The 21064-nt window shown below is 67.3% G+C and carries 19 protein-coding genes; 1 reads left to right on the plus strand and 18 read right to left on the minus strand.

Features of this window, described 5'->3' with window-relative positions:
* Window positions 1-99: 99 nt before the first annotated feature.
* The 14 genes from ACTIL2_RS00210 to rho all read right to left on the minus strand — a co-directional run bounded on the left by ACTIL2_RS00210 (window position 100) and on the right by rho (window position 13921).
* Complete coding sequence (locus ACTIL2_RS00210) at window positions 100-474, minus strand: F0F1 ATP synthase subunit epsilon (protein ID WP_442335425.1); 375 nt, start codon at window positions 472-474, stop codon at window positions 100-102.
* Between the two features lie 12 nt (window positions 475-486).
* Window positions 487-1935, minus strand: a complete 1449-nt coding sequence (gene atpD, locus ACTIL2_RS00215) for a F0F1 ATP synthase subunit beta (RefSeq protein ID WP_442335426.1) — start codon at window positions 1933-1935, stop codon at window positions 487-489.
* A 2-nt stretch (window positions 1936-1937) separates the two neighbouring features.
* A complete protein-coding gene (locus ACTIL2_RS00220; RefSeq protein WP_442335427.1) occupies window positions 1938-2918 on the minus strand; it encodes a F0F1 ATP synthase subunit gamma in 981 nt (326 codons plus the stop codon).
* A gap of 62 nt (window positions 2919-2980) precedes the next feature.
* A complete protein-coding gene (atpA, locus tag ACTIL2_RS00225; protein ID WP_442335485.1) occupies window positions 2981-4615 on the minus strand; it encodes a F0F1 ATP synthase subunit alpha in 1635 nt (544 codons plus the stop codon).
* Between the two features lie 76 nt (window positions 4616-4691).
* Window positions 4692-5510, minus strand: a complete 819-nt coding sequence (locus tag ACTIL2_RS00230; RefSeq protein ID WP_442335428.1) for a F0F1 ATP synthase subunit delta — start codon at window positions 5508-5510, stop codon at window positions 4692-4694.
* A 5-nt stretch (window positions 5511-5515) separates the two neighbouring features.
* Window positions 5516-6073: a F0F1 ATP synthase subunit B gene (locus tag ACTIL2_RS00235; protein ID WP_442335429.1), complete on the minus strand. Its 558-nt coding sequence runs from the start codon at window positions 6071-6073 to the stop codon at window positions 5516-5518.
* An 85-nt stretch (window positions 6074-6158) separates the two neighbouring features.
* Entirely contained in the window at window positions 6159-6401 is a 243-nt protein-coding gene (locus tag ACTIL2_RS00240; protein WP_442335430.1) for an ATP synthase F0 subunit C, read from the minus strand.
* 67 nt (window positions 6402-6468) lie between these two features.
* Window positions 6469-7269 (minus strand): F0F1 ATP synthase subunit A, encoded by an 801-nt coding sequence (atpB, locus tag ACTIL2_RS00245; protein ID WP_442335431.1) that lies wholly within the window; start codon window positions 7267-7269, stop codon window positions 6469-6471.
* 320 nt (window positions 7270-7589) lie between these two features.
* A complete protein-coding gene (locus ACTIL2_RS00250) occupies window positions 7590-8063 on the minus strand; it encodes a hypothetical protein (RefSeq protein WP_442335432.1) in 474 nt (157 codons plus the stop codon).
* 34 nt (window positions 8064-8097) lie between these two features.
* Window positions 8098-9276 (minus strand): MraY family glycosyltransferase, encoded by a 1179-nt coding sequence (locus tag ACTIL2_RS00255; protein WP_442335433.1) that lies wholly within the window; start codon window positions 9274-9276, stop codon window positions 8098-8100.
* Window positions 9273-9965 (minus strand): L-threonylcarbamoyladenylate synthase, encoded by a 693-nt coding sequence (locus ACTIL2_RS00260; protein WP_442335434.1) that lies wholly within the window; start codon window positions 9963-9965, stop codon window positions 9273-9275. Before ACTIL2_RS00260 ends, ACTIL2_RS00255 begins: the two co-directional genes overlap by 4 nt.
* An 82-nt stretch (window positions 9966-10047) precedes the next feature.
* On the minus strand, window positions 10048-11040 hold the full coding sequence (locus ACTIL2_RS00265; RefSeq protein ID WP_442335435.1) for a N5-glutamine methyltransferase family protein: 993 nt from the start codon (window positions 11038-11040) through the stop codon (window positions 10048-10050).
* 12 nt (window positions 11041-11052) lie between these two features.
* Entirely contained in the window at window positions 11053-12138 is a 1086-nt protein-coding gene (gene prfA / locus ACTIL2_RS00270; RefSeq protein ID WP_442335436.1) for a peptide chain release factor 1, read from the minus strand.
* Window positions 12131-13921, minus strand: a complete 1791-nt coding sequence (rho, locus tag ACTIL2_RS00275) for a transcription termination factor Rho (RefSeq protein ID WP_442335486.1) — start codon at window positions 13919-13921, stop codon at window positions 12131-12133. The genes prfA and rho overlap by 8 nt, the downstream gene beginning before the upstream one ends.
* A 479-nt stretch (window positions 13922-14400) precedes the next feature.
* Here rho and ACTIL2_RS00280 point away from each other — a divergent pair, with 479 nt between their 5' ends.
* Window positions 14401-16203, plus strand: a complete 1803-nt coding sequence (locus ACTIL2_RS00280; RefSeq protein ID WP_442335437.1) for a long-chain fatty-acid--CoA ligase — start codon at window positions 14401-14403, stop codon at window positions 16201-16203.
* A 15-nt stretch (window positions 16204-16218) separates the two neighbouring features.
* On the opposite strand, the gene thrB is transcribed toward ACTIL2_RS00280, so the two are convergent.
* The 4 genes from thrB to lysA are packed head-to-tail and all read right to left on the minus strand — an operon-like array spanning window position 16219 to window position 21064.
* Window positions 16219-17199: a homoserine kinase gene (gene thrB, locus ACTIL2_RS00285; protein ID WP_442335438.1), complete on the minus strand. Its 981-nt coding sequence runs from the start codon at window positions 17197-17199 to the stop codon at window positions 16219-16221.
* Between the two features lie 8 nt (window positions 17200-17207).
* Window positions 17208-18290 (minus strand): threonine synthase, encoded by a 1083-nt coding sequence (thrC, locus tag ACTIL2_RS00290; protein ID WP_442335439.1) that lies wholly within the window; start codon window positions 18288-18290, stop codon window positions 17208-17210.
* On the minus strand, window positions 18290-19615 hold the full coding sequence (locus ACTIL2_RS00295) for a homoserine dehydrogenase (protein ID WP_442335440.1): 1326 nt from the start codon (window positions 19613-19615) through the stop codon (window positions 18290-18292). The genes thrC and ACTIL2_RS00295 overlap by 1 nt, the downstream gene beginning before the upstream one ends.
* 57 nt (window positions 19616-19672) lie before the next feature.
* Entirely contained in the window at window positions 19673-21064 is a 1392-nt protein-coding gene (lysA, locus tag ACTIL2_RS00300; protein ID WP_442335441.1) for a diaminopimelate decarboxylase, read from the minus strand.

Here is a 21064-nt window from a genome sequence, read left to right on the forward strand (position 1 = left end):
AAAAGGTGCCGGGCACCACGGGACCGACGAAAGCACCGGGGCGGTCCCTTTGTGGAAGGGACCGCCCCGGTGCTCTCACGGGCGCAGGGTGGCCGGCTGTCAGCTCTCCTGCAGGCGCTTCACGGCGCGAAGCTCGGACTCGGCGTCCTCCCGCTCCTCCTCCGACGAGGCGTCCCGCAGGCGCGCCTCGGCAGCGGCGGTGTCGACCTCGTGGGCCCACAGCGCGGAATCGGCCAGGATGGTGATCTTCTCCGTCGACACGGACAGGAATCCACCCTGCACCGCGGCGACGAGGGTCTCACCCTCGGTGGTCCGGATGACCACGACACCGTTCTCGACCAACTGGCCGAAAAGGGGCTCGTGGCCGGGGAGCACGCCGATCTCGCCCTCGGTGGTCTGTGCGGTCAGGGACGTGGCCTTGCCAGACCACAGCATCCGTTCCACGGCCACCAGTTCAGCGGCAATCTCAGCCATGTGCGTGACCCCTTACTTCTCGGTGAGCTTCTTGTAGGCGGCCTCGACGTCGTCGAGTCCACCCAGACCGTCGAAGCACTGCTCCGGGTAGGCGTCGAACTCGCCGTCGCAGATGCGCTCGAAGGCGTCGATCGTGTCCTCGAGGGGCACGAAGGAGCCGGGGATATCGGTGAACTTCTGGGCGACGAAGAAGTTCTGGCCCAGGAAGCGCTCGATACGGCGGGCACGCTGGACGGTGATCTTGTCCTCCTCGGACAGCTCATCCATACCCAGGATGGCGATGATGTCCTGCAGTTCCTTGTTCTTCTGCAGGACGCCGATCACGCGCTGGGCGACAGCGTAGTGGTGCTCGCCGACGATGCCGGGCTCCAGGATGCGGGAGGTCGAGGTCAGCGGATCCACAGCCGGGTAGATACCCTTCGAGGCGATGGCACGGTTGAGCTCGGTCGTCGCATCCAGGTGGGCGAACGTCGTCGCCGGGGCCGGGTCGGTGTAGTCGTCCGCGGGCACGTAGACGGCCTGCAGCGAGGTGATCGAACGGCCCTTGGTCGAGGTGATCCGCTCCTGGAGCACACCCATCTCGTCCGCCAGGGTCGGCTGGTAACCCACGGCGGAGGGCATGCGGCCCAGCAGCGTGGAGACCTCGGAACCGGCCTGGGTGAAACGGAAGATGTTGTCGATGAACAGCAGCACGTCCTGGTTCTGGACATCGCGGAAGTACTCCGCCATGGTCAGGCCGGACAGCGCCACGCGCATACGGACTCCCGGGGGCTCATCCATCTGGCCGAAGACGAGCGCGGTGTCCTGCAGCACGCCCATCTCCTCCATCTCCAGGTGGAGGTCGGTGCCCTCACGGGTACGCTCGCCGACGCCGGCGAACACGGAGGTACCGGAGAAGTTGCGGGCGATACGGGTGATCATCTCCTGGATGAGCACGGTCTTGCCCACACCGGCGCCACCGAACAGGCCGATCTTACCGCCCTTGACGTACGGGGTCAGCAGGTCGATGACCTTGATGCCGGTCTCCATGAGCTCGGTGCGACCCTCGAGCTGGTCGAAGGCCGGTGCGGGGCGGTGGATGCCCCACTGCTCGCCGTCACGGCCGAGGCCGGGCTCGTCGATGCAGTCGCCGAGGGCGTTGAACACGTGCCCCTTGACGACGTCTCCGACGGGCACGGAGATCGGGTTGCCGGTGTCGGTGACCTCGGCGCCGCGGACGAGTCCGTCGGTCGGGGCCATGGACACTCCACGGACGATGTTGTCGCCGAGGTGCTGGGCGACCTCGAGGACGATGGTCTTCGCGACCGCCTCCAGTGTCACCTCCACCTCGAGGGCGTTGTACAGTGCCGGCAGCGCGCCACGCGGGAACTCCACGTCAACGACTGGTCCGATGACTCGGACCACGCGACCGGCAGCGGTTGATGCGGCGCTGTCGCGCTGCACCTCAGTAGCTGTAGTCATAGTTAGTCACTTTCTCCGCTGTCGGCGAGCGCGTTCACGCCACCGACGATCTCTGAGATTTCCTGGGTGATCTTGGCCTGGCGCAGCTGGTTGGCCTCGCGGGACAGGTCGTTGACCAGTTCCGTCGCGTTGTCCGTCGCGGCGGACATCGCGGCACGTCGGGCTGCGGACTCACTGGCTGCGGCCTCCAGCATCAGCGCGAAGATGCTCCGGGAGACGTACTTCGGCAGCAGTTCGCTCAGCAGGTAGTCGGGGTCCGGTTCGAAGTCGACCTCGGCGGAGGCGGGCTCCGCGGCATTGGAGAGGAGATCCTCCCCCGTCTGCAGCGGCTCGTCGTCCACACGGGTCTCGATCGGAAGCATGCGGAACGCCTGGGGCTCCTGGTTGAGCATCGACACGAACCTCGTGTAGACCACGTGGAGCTCACCGAATCCGGCGACCTCCTGTCCTTCCGGGGCCGTGAGTCCCTCACGCCACTCGGCCGTACCGTCATCCCCGGCGGTGAAGGCGTCAATCAGGTGGCGGCGCAGCTGGTGGGTGAGACCGTACTCCGGGTCCTGGGAGAATCCCGTCCATGAACCGGCGATGTCCTCGCCACGGAAGTTGTAGTACGTCAGGCCCTTCGACCCTGCGACGTAGAGCACAACCTCCTTGCCCTCGCCCTCGAGCCTCTTGCGGAGTTCCGCGGTTCGCTTCAGGACGTTGTGGTTGTAGCCGCCGCACATGCCGCGGTCACTGGTGATGACCAGGACCGCTGCACGGCGGGCCTCAGCTTCCACGTCGAGCATGGGGTGCTCGATCGACGATGCGGACGCAAGACGCTGGACGACGCGGTTGATCTCGTCGGCGTACGGCTGCGAAGCAGTCACCTGGGCCTGCGCCTTGGTGATCTTGGAGGTCGCGATGAGCTCCTGAGCCTTGGTGATCTTCTTCGTCGAGTTGACCGACTTGATTCGGCCCCTCAGTTCGCGAAGTGTCGCCATCGCTGCTGCCTCCCTTCTTCTGTGTACTCGGTCTGTGCAGTCATCGTTTCAGGTACCCGCGCCTACTTCTTGCGGGAGACGGTGATCTGGGACTGATCCAGGTCCTCGTCGGCCAGGGCCTGCGGCTCCGGCTCGTTGATGACCGGGGTTCCGTCCGTGGCCTGGAAGCTGCGCTTGAACTCGTTGTTCGCGTCGACCAGGGCCTGCTTCGACTCATCGGTCAGCGGGGTGCCGCCAGCGATCTGGTCGTAGATCTCGGAGTGGCTGGCGTGCATGTACTCCCACAGCTCAGCCTCGAAGCGGCGGATGTCCTCGACGGGAACGGAGTCGAATTCACCCTCGCCCGCGAGGTAGATGGAGACCATCTGGTCCTCGACGGCCTGCGGCTGGGTCTCAGTCTGCTTCAGCAGCTCGACCAGACGCTCACCACGGGAGAGCTGGGCCTTGGAGTACTCGTCCAGGTCGGACGCGAAGGCGGCGAACGCCTCCAGGTCACGGTAGGCGGCGAGATCCAGTCGCAGGTTACCCGCGACCTTCTTCATGCCCTTGGTCTGGGCGTCACCACCGACACGGGAGACCGAGACACCGACGTTGATCGCCGGACGGACGCCCTGGTTGAACAGGTCGGACTCCAGGAAGACCTGGCCGTCGGTGATGGAGATGACGTTGGTCGGGATGAAGGCACCCACGTCATTGGCCTTGGTCTCGATGATCGGCAGCGCGGTCATCGAACCTGCGCCCTCCTCGTCGGACAGCTTCGCAGCACGCTCCAGCAGACGGGAGTGCAGGTAGAAGACGTCACCGGGGTACGCCTCGCGGCCCGGCGGACGACGGAGCAGCAGGGAGATGGCGCGGTAGGCCTCGGCCTGCTTGGTCAGGTCATCGAAGATGATGAGGACGTGCTTGCCCTCGTACATCCACTGCTGACCCAGGGCGGCGGCGGAGAACGGCGCCAGCCACTTGAAGCCGGCGGAGTCGGAGGCCGGGGCTGCCACGATGGTCGTGTAGTCCAGGGCGCCCTGGTCCTCGAGGGTCTGCCGCAGCGAAGCGATCGTGGAACCCTTCTGACCGATGGCAACGTAGATGCAACGCACCTGCTTGCTCGGGTCACCGGACTCCCAGTTCTCACGCTGGTTCAGGATGGTGTCGATGCAGACGGAGGTCTTGCCCGTCTTGCGGTCGCCGATGATCAGCTGACGCTGCCCACGGCCGATCGGGGTCATCGCGTCGATGGCCTTGATGCCGGTCTGCATGGGCTCGTGAACCGGCTGACGCATCAGCACAGACGGGGCCTGCAGCTCCAGGGCACGGTTCTCGGACGACTCGATGTCGCCGAGGCCGTCGATGGGCTGACCCAGGGGGTTGATCACACGGCCGAGGAAGTTCTCCCCGACCGGAACGGACAGGACTTCGCCGGTCCGCTTGACTTCGTCGCCTTGCTTCAGCGACTCGTAGTTGCCCAAGACCACCACACCGACGGAGTCGGTGTCGAGGTTCTGTGCGACGCCGATGACGCCGCCGGGGAACTCAAGCAGTTCGTTGGTCATCACGGAGGGCATGCCCGAAACCTGGGCAATGCCGTCCGCTGCCATCGTAACCACGCCGACCTCCTCACGGGAGGCCTCCGCGGAAGTGCTTGAGGTGTAGTTCGCAATCGCGCTACGGATCTCATCGGAGGAGATCGTAAGCTCCGCCATGTTCTTCCTGCTCTCGGTATCGTCTTCCAGCATTACGTGAATTATCTTGTCGATCGAGGTTCGATCCGGGTGCGGACTAGGCGAAGGCCCGACGCATGCGCTCCAGCTTTCCAGCTGTGCTGCCGTCGATCACTTCGTCGCCGACCCGGATGACCGCGCCACCGAGGAGGCTGGTGTCAACCTCGGAATGGACGGACATCGCGGAACCGTAGATCTTCTCCAACTTCTGGCCCAGCGCCTGCTCCTGCGCCTCTGACATCTGTGCCGCGGCACGGACGCGGGCGACCCTGCGGCCGTCCAGTCCTGCAGCGAAGTCACACAGTGCGTCCAGGTCCTCGACCGGGCGGGCAACAAGCCGCCCGACAACCTGCAGCGCCAGCGCCTCGGTGATTGCGCTGACGTGTCCGTAGAGGACCTTCGCCAGCAGATCACGGCGCTTCTCACCGGGGGTGAGCCGGTCGGCGAGTGCCATTTCCAGCTCGGGTTCCCGGTCGATGAGACGGGCGAGCTCGAAGAGCTCGTTACTCACCGTCTCGAGCTGGCCCTGCTCGTGGGCTGCACGCAGCAGGGCACGACGGCCCAGCTCGACCAGCCCGTGGCGCAGGTCTCTGGTGTTCGACCAGGATCCCTTCACCACGTCGGACGCAAGGCCCTTCGTGGTGTCGGAAACCTTGCCCGCCAGCAGTCCGTCGGCCAGGTCGGCACGACGGTCGGCCGGAACCGCCTGGTCCGCCAGCGCGGTGCGCAGGGACCGGTCACTGTCCAGGAGATCAGCGATCTCGAACAGCTCGGAGCCGGTGGCCGCGGCCTGTGCCGCGGTGTCCGTGGCGCCCGTCAGGACGCCCTCCAGCGACTCGTTCAGCTGGTCCAGGGTTGCTCTGCTCGCTGCGTGCACGGGCCTCACTTCCCCGATCCGACGCTGTCGAGATCAGCGAGGAAGGAGTCGATCGTTCCGGAACGCTTGACATCGTCCGACAGCTGGGAGCCCAGCAGCCGCTCCGCGAGGTTGATGGAGTTCTCCCCCATGTCCTTGCGCAGGTCGGAGACGACGGCTTCGCGCTGCGCCTGCAACTGCTTGTTGCCGGACTCGACGATGCGGTTGGACTCGTCGGTCGCCTGGGTCTTCATGTCAGCGATGATCTTCTGGCCCTGTGACCGGGCGTCGTCGCGGATCTGCGCAGCCTCGGTGCGGGCCTCGGCCAGCTGGGTGTTGTACTTCTCCAGCGCGGCCTTGGCCTCCGCCTGCGCCTCTTCGGCACGGGCGATGCCACCCTCGATCTGGTCGGTGCGGTCAGCCATGACCTGCTTGACCTTGGGAAGCACGAACTTCCAGAAGACCAGGAAGATGATGATGAAGCTGACCAGGGACCAGACGATGTCATACGACTTGGGGAACAGCGGGTTGATGCTGTCCTCCAGCGGCAGCTCATCGGCTGCCAGAATGAGGTAGTTCGTCATAGTCTCCAGCTTTCGCTCTTGAGTGTGAAGGTCTCGTCAGTGTGCCCGGGGCGCCGTTCGTGGTGCCGACGGGAACGTGAGCACCCTAGAACAGGAAGCCGGCGACCAGGCCGATCAGGGCGAGGGCCTCGGTGAAGGCGATACCCAGGAACATGGTCGTACGGAGCTGGCCGGCCATCTCGGGCTGGCGGGCCATGGCCTCGGCGGTCTTACCGACGAGGATACCGATACCGATACCGGGGCCGATGGCGGCGAGACCGTAGCCGACGGTGCCCAGTCCTTCAAAGTTCGTGGTGGAGTCCTGGGCGAGGATCAGCAGATCGTTCATTTGGTTTCCGTTCCCTTTCGTGATGCCCTGCGTTCAGGGCGAGAATGTAGTGAGTGGTTGTCGGGGGTCAGTGCTCGTCAGCGTGCAGCGACTGCTCGATGTAGACCGCCGTCAGCAGGCTGAAGATGTAGGCCTGCAGGAAGATGATCAGCATCTCGAACAGGGTGAACGCGATGGCGGCGACGATCGTGCCGCCCGCCAGCAGCGTCCAGCCGTTCAGCTGCCAGAAGAAGAAGTTCGTGGCACCGAACAGCAGCACGAGAACAATGTGGCCGGCCAGCATATTGGCCATCAGACGGATGGTCAGCGTGACCGGTCGCAGGACGAAGGTCGAGAAGAACTCGATCGGGACCACCAGCAGGTGCAGTGCGGGCGGCAGGTTCGGGATGACCACGGAGGACTTCACGAACTTGCCGAAGCCGTAGCGCTTGGCACCGGCGTAGATCATGGCGATGTACGCCACCGCGGCCAGGATGATCGGCATGCCGATCCTGGCGTTGGCCGAGATGTTCAGAGCCGGAATGATCGCCGGCAGGTTACCGATGAGGACCACGAAGAAGATGGTGCCGATGATCGGCAGGAACCGCCGACCCTCCTTCTTCCCCAGGATCTCCTCGGCGACGTGTATGCGGACGAAGTCGACCGCGTACTCTGCAACGTTCTGCGCACCCCTCGGGATCAGCTGCGGCTTACGGAAGGCATACAGAAAAAAAGCCGCCAGGATGAGAATCATCAGCAAGCGGATGATCATCAGGCGGTCAACTGCGAAAATGCCATTCGCGAAGTCACTGAACCAGAGCTGGTCGGGATACACTTCCCCCGGGAAGAATTCAGGCTCCATTTCGGGCGCGTGGAACTCACCCTTCATGGCCAAGGTTGTAACGCTCAGCGTTCTCTCCCGTGGTTAGGGCCGCATGATGTAACTCAGGCGGTGCGATGGAGGATGTCAGGATTTACCCGGAACCGTGGACTCCGTCGCGCATCCGCACGATACCGGGGGTGATAGACCAGGCTCGTCACGTTTGGCGCACGTTCGTGCGCGGGCCACTCACCTGATTACCCGCACTAGACAATAGCAGTCATACGCGCAGGTGCGCGAACCAGGGACCCCCGCTCCCCCGAAGCGGACGGTTTCCCCCGCTGAGTTGACCGCTGGCACCCCCACTGAATGCGGTTAACCCCGGGTGATCAGACGTTGGTGACCCGTGTCGTGATCAGCCCGACGGTCTCGGAGACGAGCCCCACGACCAGTGCCAGCAGCACGGTGACCGCCATGGCGGTGTGATCGAAGAAGTCCATGTTCTGCAGGACAAGCAGGATCCCCAGCACCACGACAACCTTGAGCAGCCAGGATCCGAGCATCACGATCATCGTGGTCTGCGGACTTGTGTTCGAGGTGAGCAGGACCACGGCGACCGTGGCGAGGACAAAGCCCCCGCCGATCGCAGCACCGATGAGCACACCCCAGATGCCCTCGACATCCCTGGCGTTGCCCCACAGTGCCAGGGAGACCACGGTGATCACCGCGATAGCGATCGCGCCCCATTTCGCGGCGCGCAGCAGCGGCCGGCGGTGGTCGGCGATGTCACCGTCCGCGGACTCGTTGACGTCGGGAAGGTCGGCCGGGGAGGACGGGTCGGATGCGTTGCTCTGGTCAGTCACGGGCTACAGCCTAGCGGTCGGGGTCGGCGGACACCTATCCGGTCACCTGTGTGGTTGCCTGCCCGCTCCCCCGGCTCCGCCACAGTGGGACGGCGGTGAACGCCACCGCCACCAGGATCGCCACACCGAAGACGATCGCCGCGATCCCCAGTGGCAGCACGGTCGATCCCACGGCACCCAACGCGACCACGCCGACCCAGCTGTAGAGCACCAGCACCACCTGCTTCTGGGAGTGCCCCAGTCGCAGCAGCCGGTGGTGCAGGTGCTGCTTGTCGGGGGCGAAGGGGCTCTTCCCCGCCCGCAGCCGGCGGAAAACCGCCATCAGCAGGTCGAGCATCGGGATGAACAGGGCGGCGATGACCACCAGCATCGGGGTCAGCAGGGCCAGGATGTCCACCGGACCGTACAGCGCCATGTTGATCCGTCCGGACGCGGACACACTGGCAGCGGCCAACAGGAGGCCGATCAGCATCGATCCGGAGTCCCCCATGAAGATCCGCGCGGGCGAGAAGTTGTGCGGGAGGAACCCCAGGCACACGCCCAGCAGTCCGGCGGAGATCATCGCGGGCGGGTAGGCACTCACGGTGCCGCCCTGGTCGTGGAGGATCGTCAGCGAGTAGATCAGCAGCGTCCCGGCAGCGATCGCGCCCAGGCCGGCCGCCAGTCCGTCCAACCCGTCAACGAAGTTCATCGCGTTGATAATCGCCACGGTCAACAGCGCAGTCAAGACGGTTGACTGGACCTGATCGAGGATTACCGTGGTTCCCCCGCCGAAGGGCGCGTAGATCAGGTACCAGGACAATCCCGCCATGCTCATCACCACGGAACCGGCGATCTGGCCGCCGAGTTTCAGCACCCACGAAATGTCGAAGAGGTCGTCGACCACTCCGACAATGACGATGACGAAGGCCGCGGACAGCACGGCCATCATGTCCGGCGTGATCGGGGGGAACCCGCGGTTCAGCGCCGGGAGCTGACTGGCCAGCAGGACGGCGACCACGAAGCCGGTGAACATGGCCACGCCGCCCAACCGGGGCGTGGGAACGGTGTGGACGTCGCGCGCACGTGGCGCGGCGAGCCGGCCGAACCGCAGCATCAGCATCCGGATGATACCGGTGGTGAGGTACGTGGTGACCAGCCCGACGAGCACAACCAGCGCCAGTTCACGGAACGGGACTCCCACCCCGGACGAGGTCGCCGCAAGAACGGTCATCCCCTGGCCACCCCGCTATCCGACGCACCGGACCCGTCGTCCAGCAGGGCCGCGGCGGAGACACCGAGCACCTCCGCGACGCGTCCGGCCGGGATCGCGCCCTCGCGCAGGATCCGGGGACGCATCCCCGACAGGTCCACGATCGTCGACGCCGTCCCGATCTCCGCAGGACCGGAGTCCAGGTACACCGACACCGAGTCGCCCAGCTGCTCGGCGGCCTGGGCCGCCGAGAGCGCGGCCGGGTTCCCGGAGATGTTCGCACTCGACACGGCCATGGGGCCGGTCTGCTGGAGCAGGTCGATGGCCAACGGCTGCAGGGGCATGCGCAGGGCCACGGTCCCCCGCGTGTCCCCCAGGTTCCACGGCAGACTGGGTGCCTGGTGGGTGACGATCGTCAGCCCACCCGGCCAGAACGCCTCGGTGAGCAGACGCAGGGTCTCGTTGTCGTCCCGCACCAGTCCGGCGACCGTCGACCAGGATCCGATCAGCACCGGAACCGGCATGTCCGATCCCCGGTGCTTGGCACGCAGAAGGGCACTCACCGCAGCGTTGTCGAAGGCGTCCGCACCGATCCCGTAGACCGTGTCGGTGGGCAGCACCACGAGACGTCCGCCCTTCACGGCACCCAGGGCTGCAGCGAGCCCCTTCGTCCGGCCCTCGGAATCTGTGCAGTCGTAGGTCTGTGCCATGGCCGTCCGGTTCGTCCCTTCACATCGTCTGGTTGCCGTTACACTATCGTGTTCACTCTAGACCCGCGCCAGGTCCGTCCCGTTACCGTGCCGGGCGGTGCCCGGGGTCGCGGTGCACCCGCCCGGTCACGAACCGGTCGCGGCCGGCGAAATCACGGTGCTGGACCAGGTCCCGCACCCCGACGCCGGCCAGCAGGTCCCGCACCCCCTGCCCGGTGCCGTCATCGTGCTCGACGCCGACGACCGAGGTGGGGGCGGCGACCATATCGATGACGTGGGACAACGGGCGCATCAGTTCCAGACCGTCCTCGCCGGAGAACACCGCCTCGCGGGGATCCCGGGCGACCTCCGGAGACACCTCGGTCGTCTCCGGCACGTAGGGCGGGTTGGAGACGACGATGTCGCCGGACGCGACGAATCCCAGGCCGATGACGGCATCGGGGGACGAGACGTCCGCCACGTGGAACTCCACGGCGATGCGGTCGTCCACGTGTCCGGCGTCCTTCCACGACAGTGTGTTGGCACGCGCGGCATCCACGGCGGCGCCGTTGATCTCCAGGCCCACCACACGGATATCCAGGATGTCCGCCAGCCCACGGGCGGTCATCAGGTGGGCGGTCCCCAGGGCGATCGTCCCCGGTCCGCTGCACAGGTCGACCACGGTGAGGGTGCGCGGGAGGATGCGTGCGACCAGTGCCGCGTCCCGCCCACCGGTGCCGTCCGACAGTGCCGCACGCCGCTGCGCCTCCCCCGCGGCCCAGTCGATCAGCAGGTCAGTTTCGGGACGGGGGATGAACAGGCCCGGCCCCACCGCCAGATCCAGTCCGGCCACGGTTCCGGTCCCCAGGATCCACTGCAGCGGTTCCCGGGCCACACGCCGGGCGAGCATCCCGGGGAAGTCCTCCGGTGTGGGGTGACTCCCCCGCAGCACCAGGTCCATCGGACCGACCCGCTCACCGCGGGACTCGGACAGGGCCTGCGCCATCAACGCGCGGGCGTCATGTGCGGCCGACTCCACCCCGGCCTCCGTGAGCTCCCCCACGGCGGACCGGAGTGCCTCCGAGACCGTTGCCACCACGGTTGCCGACTACTCCCCGGCTTCCAGCCGGCTCTGCCGCTCAGCCTCCGACAGGGCACCGAACAGGGCGTCCAGGTCGCCGTCGAGGACAGCGTCGAGGTTATTGGCCTTGTAGCCGATACGGTGGTCGGACACCCGGGACTCCGGGAAATTGTAGGTGCGGATGCGCTCCGAACGGTCCATCGTCCGGATCTGTGCGGCGCGCCCCTCGGCGGCCACCGCATCCGCCGCCTCCTCCTTCATCTGCTGGAGGCGGGCGGCGAGCACCTGCATGGCGCGCGCCCGGTTCTGGATCTGGGAGCGCTCCTTCTGGCAGGTCACGACGATGCCCGTGGGCAGGTGGGTGATGCGCACCGCGGAATCCGTGGTGTTCACTCCCTGACCACCCTTACCCGAGGAGCGGTAGACGTCCACGCGGATGTCCTTGTCGTCGATCTCGACGTCCTCGACCTCCTCGGGCTCCGGGTAGACCAGCACCCCGGCGGCGGAGGTCTGGATGCGGCCCTGGGACTCGGTCACCGGGACACGCTGCACCCGGTGGACACCGCCCTCGTACTTGAAGACGCTCCACGCACCGTCTCGGCCGGGCTGCTTCGCCCGCACGGACATGGTCATGTCCTTGACCCCGCCGAGGTCGGTCTCGTTGACGTCGAGGACCTCGAAGGTGAAGCCGTGCTTCTCGCCGTAGCGCTGGTACATACGGGCCAGTTCCCCGGCGAACAGGGCAGCCTCCTCGCCACCGGCACCGGACTTGATCTCCATGACCACGTCGTCACCGTCGTGGGGGTCGCGCGGGGCCAGCAGGTCGGTCAGCTTCTCCTCGAGACCCGGGATCTCGGCGGACAGGCGCTCGGCCTCGGACGCGAAGTCCGCGTCCTCGCCGGCCATCTCCGCGGCGACCTCGTGGTCCTCGCGGGCCTGCACCAGCTTGTTGTAGGTCTGGATGACCGGCTGCAGCTCACTGAAACGCTTGGCGACCTTCCGCGCCGCGGACGCATCATTGTGCAGTTCCGGGTCCGCGAGCTGCATCTCCAGACCCTGGTACTCCGAGAGGATGTCGTCGACCTTGGAGGGGGACCCCGCAAGATCACTCATCGTCTTCACCCGCCAGCGGCGCCGAGGACGCGATCTGCAGCATGAAATCGCGGTTCGTCTTCGATTTGCGCAGCTGCTTGATCAGCAGCTCGATGGCGGCCTGCGGATCCAGCGCCGAGAGGATGCGCCGCAGCTTGTGCATCAGGCGGGCCTCGTCCGGGCCGAGCAGCAGTTCGTCCTTGCGGGTGCCGGACGGGTTGACGTCCACCGCCGGGAACATCCGGCGCTCGGAGATCTTCCGGTCGAGCTTGAGCTCGGCGTTGCCGGTGCCCTTGAACTCCTCGAAGATGACCGTGTCGCCGGCGGAACCGGTCTCCACCATCGCCGTGGCGATGATGGTCAGCGATCCGCCGTGCTCGATGTTGCGTGCCGCGCCGAGGAACCGCTTCGGCGGGTAGAGGGCGTTGGAGTCCACACCGCCGGACAGGATGCGGCCCGAGGCCGGCGAGGAGTTGTTGTAGGCGCGGCCCAGACGGGTGATCGAGTCCAGCAGGACCACGACGTCCTTGCCCTGCTCCACCAGGCGCTTCGCCCGCTCGATGGCGAGTTCGGCGATGGAGGTGTGCTCGTTCGGCGGGCGGTCGAAGGTCGAGGCGATGACCTCGCCCTTCACGCTGCGCTGCATGTCGGTGACTTCCTCGGGACGCTCGTCGACGAGGACGACCATGAGGTAGCACTCCGGGTTGTTCACCGCGATCGCGTTGGCGATGTCCTGCAGGATCGTGGTCTTGCCGGCCTTCGGCGGGGAGACGATCAGCGCGCGCTGCCCCTTGCCGATGGGCATGATCAGGTCGATGATGCGGGTGGTGAGGATCTTCGGCTCCGTCTCGAGGCGCAGCCGCTGGTTCGGGTACAGCGGGGTGAGGCTGTTGAACTTGGGGCGCTGCTGCGCCTGGTCCGGGGTCAGTCCGTTGACGGTGTCGACCGTGTTGAGCGGGGTGTACTTCTGACGGTTGCGGCCGCGTCCCCCGCCTCCCGCCTGCTGGCTCTTGGCACCGGGGCGGATCGAACCGGTGATGGCGTCGCCCTGGCGCATGCCGTACTTGCGGACCATCTGGATCGGGACGTAGATGTCCGTCGTACCCGCGTGGTAGCCGGTGGTGCGGATGAATGCGGTGTTGGCGTCGGCGAAGTCCAGGATGCCGGCCACCGGGGTCGGGGGCTCGTTGTTGCCGCCGTTGTTCTGGTTGTTCTGGTTGTTCTGGTTCTGCCTGCCGCCGCGGTCGCCCCGGTCATTGCGGTCGCCCCGATCGTTACGGTCGTTGCGGTCACCCCGGTCGTTGCGGTCGTTGCGGTCACCCCGGTCGTTGCGTCCGCCGCGCTGGCGGTTGTTCTGGTTGCCCTGGTTGTCGTTCCCGCCCTGGCCGCCCTTGCCCCTGTTGCGCCGGTTCCGGCGGTTGCGACGCCCCCGGCGTCCACCCTCCTCGGCATTCTGGTCGTCATTGCTGTCGTTGCGGTCGTCCGATGAATCTCCGGCCGTCATGTCCTGGTTCTTCTCCCTGGGCTGATCGTCCTTCACCGGTGCGTTCTCCGCCTCCGGTGCCTTGTCGGGGGCCTGTGCCGGAGTGCTCTCCGGCGGCTCGGCCTTCGGTGCCTTCTCGGGCTGTGCCGGAGCCTTGCGGGCCGGTCCCCCTACCCCGGCCGCGGCGATCGCCGAAACCAGATCCCCCTTACGCATTCCCGACGTCCCGCGCAGGCCCTGCGACGTGGCGATCTGCTTCAGTTCCGTCAGCTTCAGGCTGGCGAGTCCGTCGTTCTGTGCCCTGGAGACGATGTCAGGCAAAGTCACAGGTGTCCTTTCGGTTCACCTCCTGCGCATGGCCCTCACACCCGCACCCGGACACAGCCGTGGGACAGGGGACGCCGCGACGTCCGCACACACCCAACAGCGTGCGCGGGACCACCGGCGACAGGACAACGGGAGGTGACGTGCTCTCGTGAGTCGTCTTATTGTGGACGGATACCACGGGACTCGCTCCCGGTAACTGGGGGCAGACGAGTGAAGCCCGGTGACGATGAAGAATCCCGTGATGCTTCCCGTGGATCCGGATGACCCCCCACCGTCTCGGACCGTTGTTGTTCGGACCTGGTTCCCCAGGAGCCGACGGGATGGCGGTGGGTGGTTCTCCAGGAACACAATACCACCACCGGACGGCAACTCCACTAATTGAGCCCCCGGTGATCCGCGGGCGTTGTCGCAGACCCCACGCTGCCGCCTGTCGTCCACCCGCCCGATTACCCCGTCCCCTATCCTTGACAACCATGGACGGCACTGACGCTACCGACGGCACCCACGACCCCTCAGCCCCGCTGATGGAGTCGACGATGGGGGAATACCCGCTGATCATGTCGCGGATCCTCGAGTACGGCCGCACTGTCCACGGCTCAACCACCGCCCGCACCTACTACGCCGACCACTCCGAGGACACCACGTTCGCCCAGATCGGCGCCCGGGCCGCGGCACTGGCCCACGCCCTCGGCGATCACGCCCGGGTCGGCACCGGGGAACGGGTGGCCACGCTGATGCCGAACATGACCGAACACCTCGAGACCATGTTCGCGGTCACCTCGATGGGCGCGGTCTTCCACCCCCTGAACCCCAACCTCGTCGTCGACCAGCTCGTGCACGTCATCAACCACGCCGGCGACCGGGTGATCGTGGCGTCCCCCCGCCTCTCGTCGCTGATCACCGGGGTTCTGGCCGAGTGCCCCACCGTCCACACCCTGGTGATCACCGGCACCGGCGGCCCCGGGGCACTTGCCGACATCCGGGACACGGTCACGCAGACCGGACGGGACGACATCACCGTCCTGGACTTCGAGGAGATGCTGGACGGACGGGCGACCACGTACGACTGGCCCGAGCTGCCGGAAACCTCGCCGGCGGCGTTGCTGTACTCCACCGGGACGACGGGATCCCCCAAGGGCGTGGCCTTCTCCCACCGCTCGATGTGGCTGCACGCCATGAACCTGCGCACACCGGACTCCTTCGGCGTGCGCAACGGGCACAGTTTCCTGTGCACCGTCCCCATCTTCCACGTCCTGAGCTGGGGTGTCCCCGTTGCCGCGCTGATGGCCGGCACACCGCTGGTCCTCCCCGGCGGAAACGCCTCACCGGAGCACCTGGCGCACGTCATCGCCGATGCGATGCCACGCATGGCCCACGGTGCCCCGACGGTGTGGATGCAGCTCGTCGTCCACTACCAGAAGCATCCCCCGGAGAAGATGAGCCTGCAGGAGATCATCTCCGGCGGATCACCCGTTCCCCCCGCCCTGATCGACGCGTGGGAGGAGCGCTACGGCGTGGACATGACCCACTCCTGGGGAATGACCGAGACGGGCCCGGTGGGTACCGTGGCGCGTCCCCCGGTGGGTGTGGGCGGCGCGGCCCGGCGCCGCTACCGCGACAGCCAGGGGCGCTTCCCGGTCGGCATGGAATTCCGGATCGTCGCCGACGACGGCACCGCGCTGCCCCCGAACGACCGCTCCAGTGGAGAGATCCAGGTGCGTGGCAACTGGGTGACCACGGACTACCACCGCTCGCCCGCCGCGGAGGAGGGCGGCGTCGCCCACCGCTTCCGCGGATCCGACGTCGACGACGAGGACGACGCCGCCGTCCGCTTCACCGATGACGGCTGGCTGCGCACCGGGGACATCGGGACGATCACGCAGGACGGCTTCCTCACCGTCCATGACCGCCAGACCGACACCATCCGTTCCGGGGGTGAGTGGATCTACTCCGCGATCCTGGAGAACATCGTGATGGAGTCCCCCGTCGTCGCCGAAGCCGCGGTCATCGGGATGCCGGACGAACGGTGGGGGCAGCGTCCGCTGGCCGTGGTCGTGACCGTTCCCGGGATCGACCGGGACCGGGAGACCGCCCGACGCTTGTCCGCCGGTGTGGCCGAGAAGGTGCCGCGCTGGATGGCGCCGGAGTACTGGACGTTCGTCGACAGCATCGACAAGACCTCGGTGGGCAAGTTCGACAAGAAGGACCTGCGCAGCCACCTGTCCTCCGACGAGTTCGAGATCATCAAGCTGCGCAGCCCCGGCGAGCGGGACTGACGGCGGCCGGGTGGTTCAGGCGACCTCGACGGTCGCCCGCTGCCCGATGCCCGTCTCGAGCACCGCGATGTCGCGGCCCCTCGCCTCGTCCAGCAGCGCGGCGTCCACCGGTGTGGTCGACAGCACCATCACCGTCGGGCCCGCCCCGGACAGGAACGCGGGGTAACCGAGGTTGCGCAGCCGGTTGACCCACTCCGTGGTGACGGGGAGGACCTCGGCGCGGTAGGGCTGGTGCAGCCGGTCTCGGGTCGCCTCCCACAGCAGGTCGGGCCGGGTACTCAACGCCACCGGCAGCAATGCCGCACGGGAGACGTTGAACCGGGCGTCCTGGTGGGAGACATCGCTGGGCAGCACCCGGCGGACCGCCTCGGTGGACGCGTGGAAGTCCGGGATCAGAGCCGTGGCGGAGACACTGGCGTGGACCGGCACCGGAACGGCGTGGTACTCCGGTGCACTCCGGCCGTCGATCGGGATGTTCGTCCAGGAGACGACTCCCCCACCGAGCACGCAGGCGGCCGCGTTGTCCGGGTGTCCCTCGAAGGCGGAGGACAGCTGGATCACGGTGTCGTCGTCCAGGGCACCGGTCGCGGAGTCGCCGCCGGCCAGGCCACTGGCGGCAGCGACCCCGGCAACGGCAGCGGCCGCGGACGAGCCCAGCCCGCGGGAGTGCGGGATGCTGTTGTGGCAGGTGACACGCAGTCCCCCGACGGTGACACCGGCCTCGCGGAGTCCGGAGCGCAGGGCACGGACCACCAGGTGGCGCTCGTCGAGCGGGACCTCGCCCTCCCCCTCGCCCCGGACGGTGATCTCCAGCCCGGAGTCCACCGCCTCGACCTCGACGACGTCGTAGAGTCCCACGGCGAGTCCCAGCGAGTCGAAGCCCGGTCCGAGGTTCGCTGTGGACGCCGGGACACGCACGGTGACCGTGCGGCCGGTGGGGACGCGCCGCAGCGCACCGGCACCGGGGACCGCGGCCGCGGTGTTACCTGAGGTCATCCCCGGGGTCATGCGAGATCCAGGGCCTCTGCGACGGCGTTGGTGTCCACGTCGATGGGGGTGGGCTCCGGCATCTCGCTCAGCGCGGTCGTCGGATCCTTGAGGCCGTGGCCGGTGACCGTGCAGACGATGCGCTGGCCGGGCTCGATCCCACCCTCGGCGTGGGTTGCGAGCAGTCCGGCGACCGACGATGCCGACGCCGGTTCGACGAACACCCCCTCACGTGCGGCGATCAACCGGTAGGCCTCGAGGATCTTCTCGTCGGTGGCGGCGCGGAAGGTTCCCCCTGACTCCTCCTTGGCGGCGACGGCCTGGTGCCAGGACGCCGGGTTGCCGATCCGGATGGCGGTGGCCACGGTCTCGGGGTTCAGGACCGGTTCCCCGCTGACCAGCGGTGCCGCCCCGGCCGCCTGCACACCCAGCATGATCGGGCGACGGGTGGACACACCGGCGTCGGCGTACTCGCTGTAGCCCTTCCAGTAGGCGGTGATGTTGCCGGCGTTACCGACCGGCAGGGCGTGGATGTCGGGGGCGTCGCCGAGGGCGTCGACGATCTCGAAGGCGGCGGTCTTCTGGCCCTCGATACGCATCGGGTTCACCGAATTGACCAGGGCGATCTCCGGGAAATCCGTGGTGGTCTTGCGGACGAGCTCGAGGCAGTCGTCGAAATTTCCTTTGACCTGGATGATTTTCGCACCGTGCATGACGGCCTGGGACAGCTTGCCCTGGGCGATCTTGCCCTCCGGGATCAGCACCGCCGAGGAAATGCCCGCCCGTGCGGCGTACGCGGCGGCGGAGGCCGAGGTGTTGCCGGTGGAGGCGCACATGAGCACCTTCTTCCCGGCGTGGACGGCGTCGGTGACGGCCACGGTCATGCCGCGGTCCTTGAAGGACCCGGTGGGGTTGGCGCCCTCCACCTTCAGCCACACATCGCACCCGGTGATCTCGGAGATGTGGTTCGCCCTGATCAACGGGGTCGCGCCCTCATTGAGGGTGACGGGCTCCCAGTCGGCCGCGAATGGCATCCAGTCGCGGTACTCGTTGATCAGGCCCGTCCAGTGGTGGAGCACCGGGGTGCGGTTGTCGGTCATCAGTTGCCTTCCATTCGGATCACGCTGCGCACGGAATTCACCGCGTCGATGCTCTTGAGGTCCTCGACGGTGGACTCCAGGTCATGCTCGGTGGCGTGGTGGGTGATGACCACCAGGCGGGATCCGTCGGAGCCGGCCTCCTCCTGCCGCACGGTCTTCAGGGAGACGCCGTGGACCGAGAAGGTCGACGAGACCTCGGCGAGGACGCCGGGGCGGTCCTCGACGATCATGTCCACGTGGTACCGGGTACGCACCTGCCCGAAGTCCCCGACCGGCAGGTTGGCGTAGGTCGACATGCCGGGGGCGCGTCCACCGTGGACGATGTTGCGGGCCGCGGCGACCACGTCACCGAGGACGGCGGAGGCGGTCGGGGCACCGCCGGCGCCGTTGCCGTAGAACATCAGCCGCCCGGCGTACTCGGCGATGACGAAGATGGCGTTGAAGGATTCCGAGACGCTGGAGAGCGGGTGCTCGAGCGGCAGCAGGGCCGGGTACACACGGGCCGACACCGACTCGGCGCCGTCCCCGTCGGTGAGGCGCTCGCAGATCGCGAGCAGCTTGATGGTGCAGCCCGCGGCCTTGGCCGCCTCGATGTCGTCCACGCTGATCGAGCGGATACCCTCGCAGTGCACGTCAGTGGCGGACACCTCCGAGTGGAAGGCCAGGGACGCGAGGATGGCGGCCTTGGACGCGGCGTCGTAGCCGTCGACATCGGCGGAGGGGTCGGCCTCGGCGTAGCCCAGGGCGGTGGCCTCGGCGAGCATCTCGTCGTAGGACGCCCCGCGCTTGTACATCGCGTCGAGGATGAAGTTCGTGGTGCCGTTGACGATGCCCATGACCTGGTTGACCTTGTCGCCGGCCAGGGAGCGGCGCAGCGGGCCGACCACGGGGATCGCCGCGGCGACGGCCGCCTCGAAGAAGAGGTCGGCGCCGGAGGAGTCCGCGGCGGCGGAGAGGTCGTTGGAGTGGGCGGCGACCAGGGCCTTGTTGGCGGTGACCACGGACTTGCCGGCACGCAGCGCGCCGAGCACCACCGTCCGCGGGTAGTCGATGCCGCCGATGACCTCGATGACCAGGTCGATGTCGTCCCGGGTGACCAGGCCCAGGGCGTCGTCGGTCAGCAGGGAGGCGTCGACGCCGGGGCGGGGCTTCGACAGGTCGGAGACGGCGATGCCCCTGACCTCGATCGTCCCACCGGTCCGCGCGGTGAAGTCGGCCTCGTTGTCGGTGAGGATGTTCAGCACCTCGGTACCGACGGTGCCCATGCCCAGCAGTGCTACGCCGACGGTGGACCCGGTGGCATTGTTGTCAGCCTGATCAGCCATTACTCTCCCGTGATTGTGTCGAGTGGGTTATGTCGAATACTTGTCGATGATAAACCATCAGAAATTCTCCAGCGCCAACACGTCCTCGACGGTCTCCCGCCGGATCATCACCTGCGCGGCACCGTCGTTGACGACCACCACCGGAGGCCTGGTCATCATGTTGTAGCGCGAGGCCATCATGTAGCAGTACGCACCGGTGGCGGGGATGACGAGCAGGTCGCCGGGGGCGATGTCGTCGGGCATCAGGGCGTCATTGACGAGGATGTCACCGGACTCGCAGTGGCTGCCGACCACGCGGGTGGGCACCAGGTCCCCGGTGGCCACCCGGTTCGCCAGCCGGCAGTCGTACTCGGCCTGGTAGAGGGCGGGGCGGATATTGTCGCTCATGCCCCCGTCGACCGAGATGTAGCGCCGCACGGTGTCGTCGGAGGTGTGGACGTCCTTGACGGTGCCGACGGTGTACACCGTGACGGTGGACGGCCCAACCACCGCGCGTCCCGGCTCGACGTTGACGACCGGCGGGGTCACTCCGTAGGACGCGGCCTTCGCCCTGACCCGTGCCAGCAGGTCGTCGGCGACCGACTCGACGTCGAGTTCCTCCTGGTCAGGGGTGTAGGCGATGCCGTAGCCGCCGCCGAGGTCAAGGATGTCGATGGTGTTGCCGTCCCCGTCGGCCCTGACGAGGCGGGTCCACAGTCCGAGCAGCCGGTCGGCGGCCAGGGCGAATCCATCCGCGTCGAACACCTGGGATCCCACGTGGCAGTGCAGGCCGCGCAACCGCAGGCTGTCGGTGTCCAGGCAGGTCCGGCAGGCGTTCTCCGCGGAGCCGGAGGCCAGCGAGAACCCGAACTTCTGGTCCTCGTGGCTGGTGGCGATGAACTCGTGGGTGTCGGCGTGGACCCCGGGCTTCACGCGGACCAGGACGTCCTGCGTCCTGCCGAGGTCCCGGGCGACGCCGGCGAGCCGGTCGATCTCGGTCGGCGAGTCGATGACGATGAGCTCCACCCCGGCGGACACCGCTGCGGTGAGGAACTCCACCGACTTGTTGTTCCCGTGGACGGTGATCCGGCCGACGGGGAAGTCCGCGGCCAGTGCCACGGCGAGCTCACCGTGGCTGGCGACGTCCAGGGCGAGACCCTCCTCGTCGATCCAGCGGCACACGGTGCGCGACAGGAACGCCTTGGAGGCGTAGTGGACGTGGTGTCCCCCGCCGAAGGCCGCGGCAAGCCGACGGCAGCGGGCCCGGAAGTCCGCCTCGTCCATCACGAACTGCGCGGTGCCGTGTTCCCCGGCGAGATCGGCCAGCGCGACTCCCCCGATGACCAGCCCACCGTCACCGGAACGGCGGGTGGTGGCGGGGAAGACATGGGAGGGGATCGTGTTGAACTCCTCCAGGGTGTCGGTGCGCTTGCGCAGGGGGGCGTCCGGGAAATGCACGTCCATGTCCAT

The organism is Corynebacterium sp. (assembly GCF_052107835.1).
Taxonomy (GTDB): Bacteria; Actinomycetota; Actinomycetes; order Mycobacteriales; family Mycobacteriaceae; genus Corynebacterium.

Coding starts and splice junctions, on each gene's coding strand:
- ACTIL2_RS00210 (WP_442335425.1), bottom strand. CDS start 474: ATGGCTGAGATTGCCGCTGAACTGGTGGCCGTGGAACGGATGCTGTGG.
- atpD (WP_442335426.1), bottom strand. CDS start 1,935: ATGACTACAGCTACTGAGGTGCAGCGCGACAGCGCCGCATCAACCGCT.
- ACTIL2_RS00220 (WP_442335427.1), bottom strand. CDS start 2,918: ATGGCGACACTTCGCGAACTGAGGGGCCGAATCAAGTCGGTCAACTCG.
- atpA (WP_442335485.1), bottom strand. CDS start 4,615: ATGGCGGAGCTTACGATCTCCTCCGATGAGATCCGTAGCGCGATTGCG.
- ACTIL2_RS00235 (WP_442335429.1), bottom strand. CDS start 6,073: ATGACGAACTACCTCATTCTGGCAGCCGATGAGCTGCCGCTGGAGGAC.
- ACTIL2_RS00240 (WP_442335430.1), bottom strand. CDS start 6,401: ATGAACGATCTGCTGATCCTCGCCCAGGACTCCACCACGAACTTTGAA.
- atpB (WP_442335431.1), bottom strand. CDS start 7,269: ATGAAGGGTGAGTTCCACGCGCCCGAAATGGAGCCTGAATTCTTCCCG.
- ACTIL2_RS00255 (WP_442335433.1), bottom strand. CDS start 9,276: ATGACCGTTCTTGCGGCGACCTCGTCCGGGGTGGGAGTCCCGTTCCGT.
- ACTIL2_RS00260 (WP_442335434.1), bottom strand. CDS start 9,965: ATGGCACAGACCTACGACTGCACAGATTCCGAGGGCCGGACGAAGGGG.
- prfA (WP_442335436.1), bottom strand. CDS start 12,138: ATGAGTGATCTTGCGGGGTCCCCCTCCAAGGTCGACGACATCCTCTCG.
- ACTIL2_RS00280 (WP_442335437.1), top strand. CDS start 14,401: ATGGACGGCACTGACGCTACCGACGGCACCCACGACCCCTCAGCCCCG.
- thrB (WP_442335438.1), bottom strand. CDS start 17,199: ATGACCTCAGGTAACACCGCGGCCGCGGTCCCCGGTGCCGGTGCGCTG.
- thrC (WP_442335439.1), bottom strand. CDS start 18,290: ATGACCGACAACCGCACCCCGGTGCTCCACCACTGGACGGGCCTGATC.
- ACTIL2_RS00295 (WP_442335440.1), bottom strand. CDS start 19,615: ATGGCTGATCAGGCTGACAACAATGCCACCGGGTCCACCGTCGGCGTA.
- lysA (WP_442335441.1), bottom strand. CDS start 21,064: ATGGACATGGACGTGCATTTCCCGGACGCCCCCCTGCGCAAGCGCACC.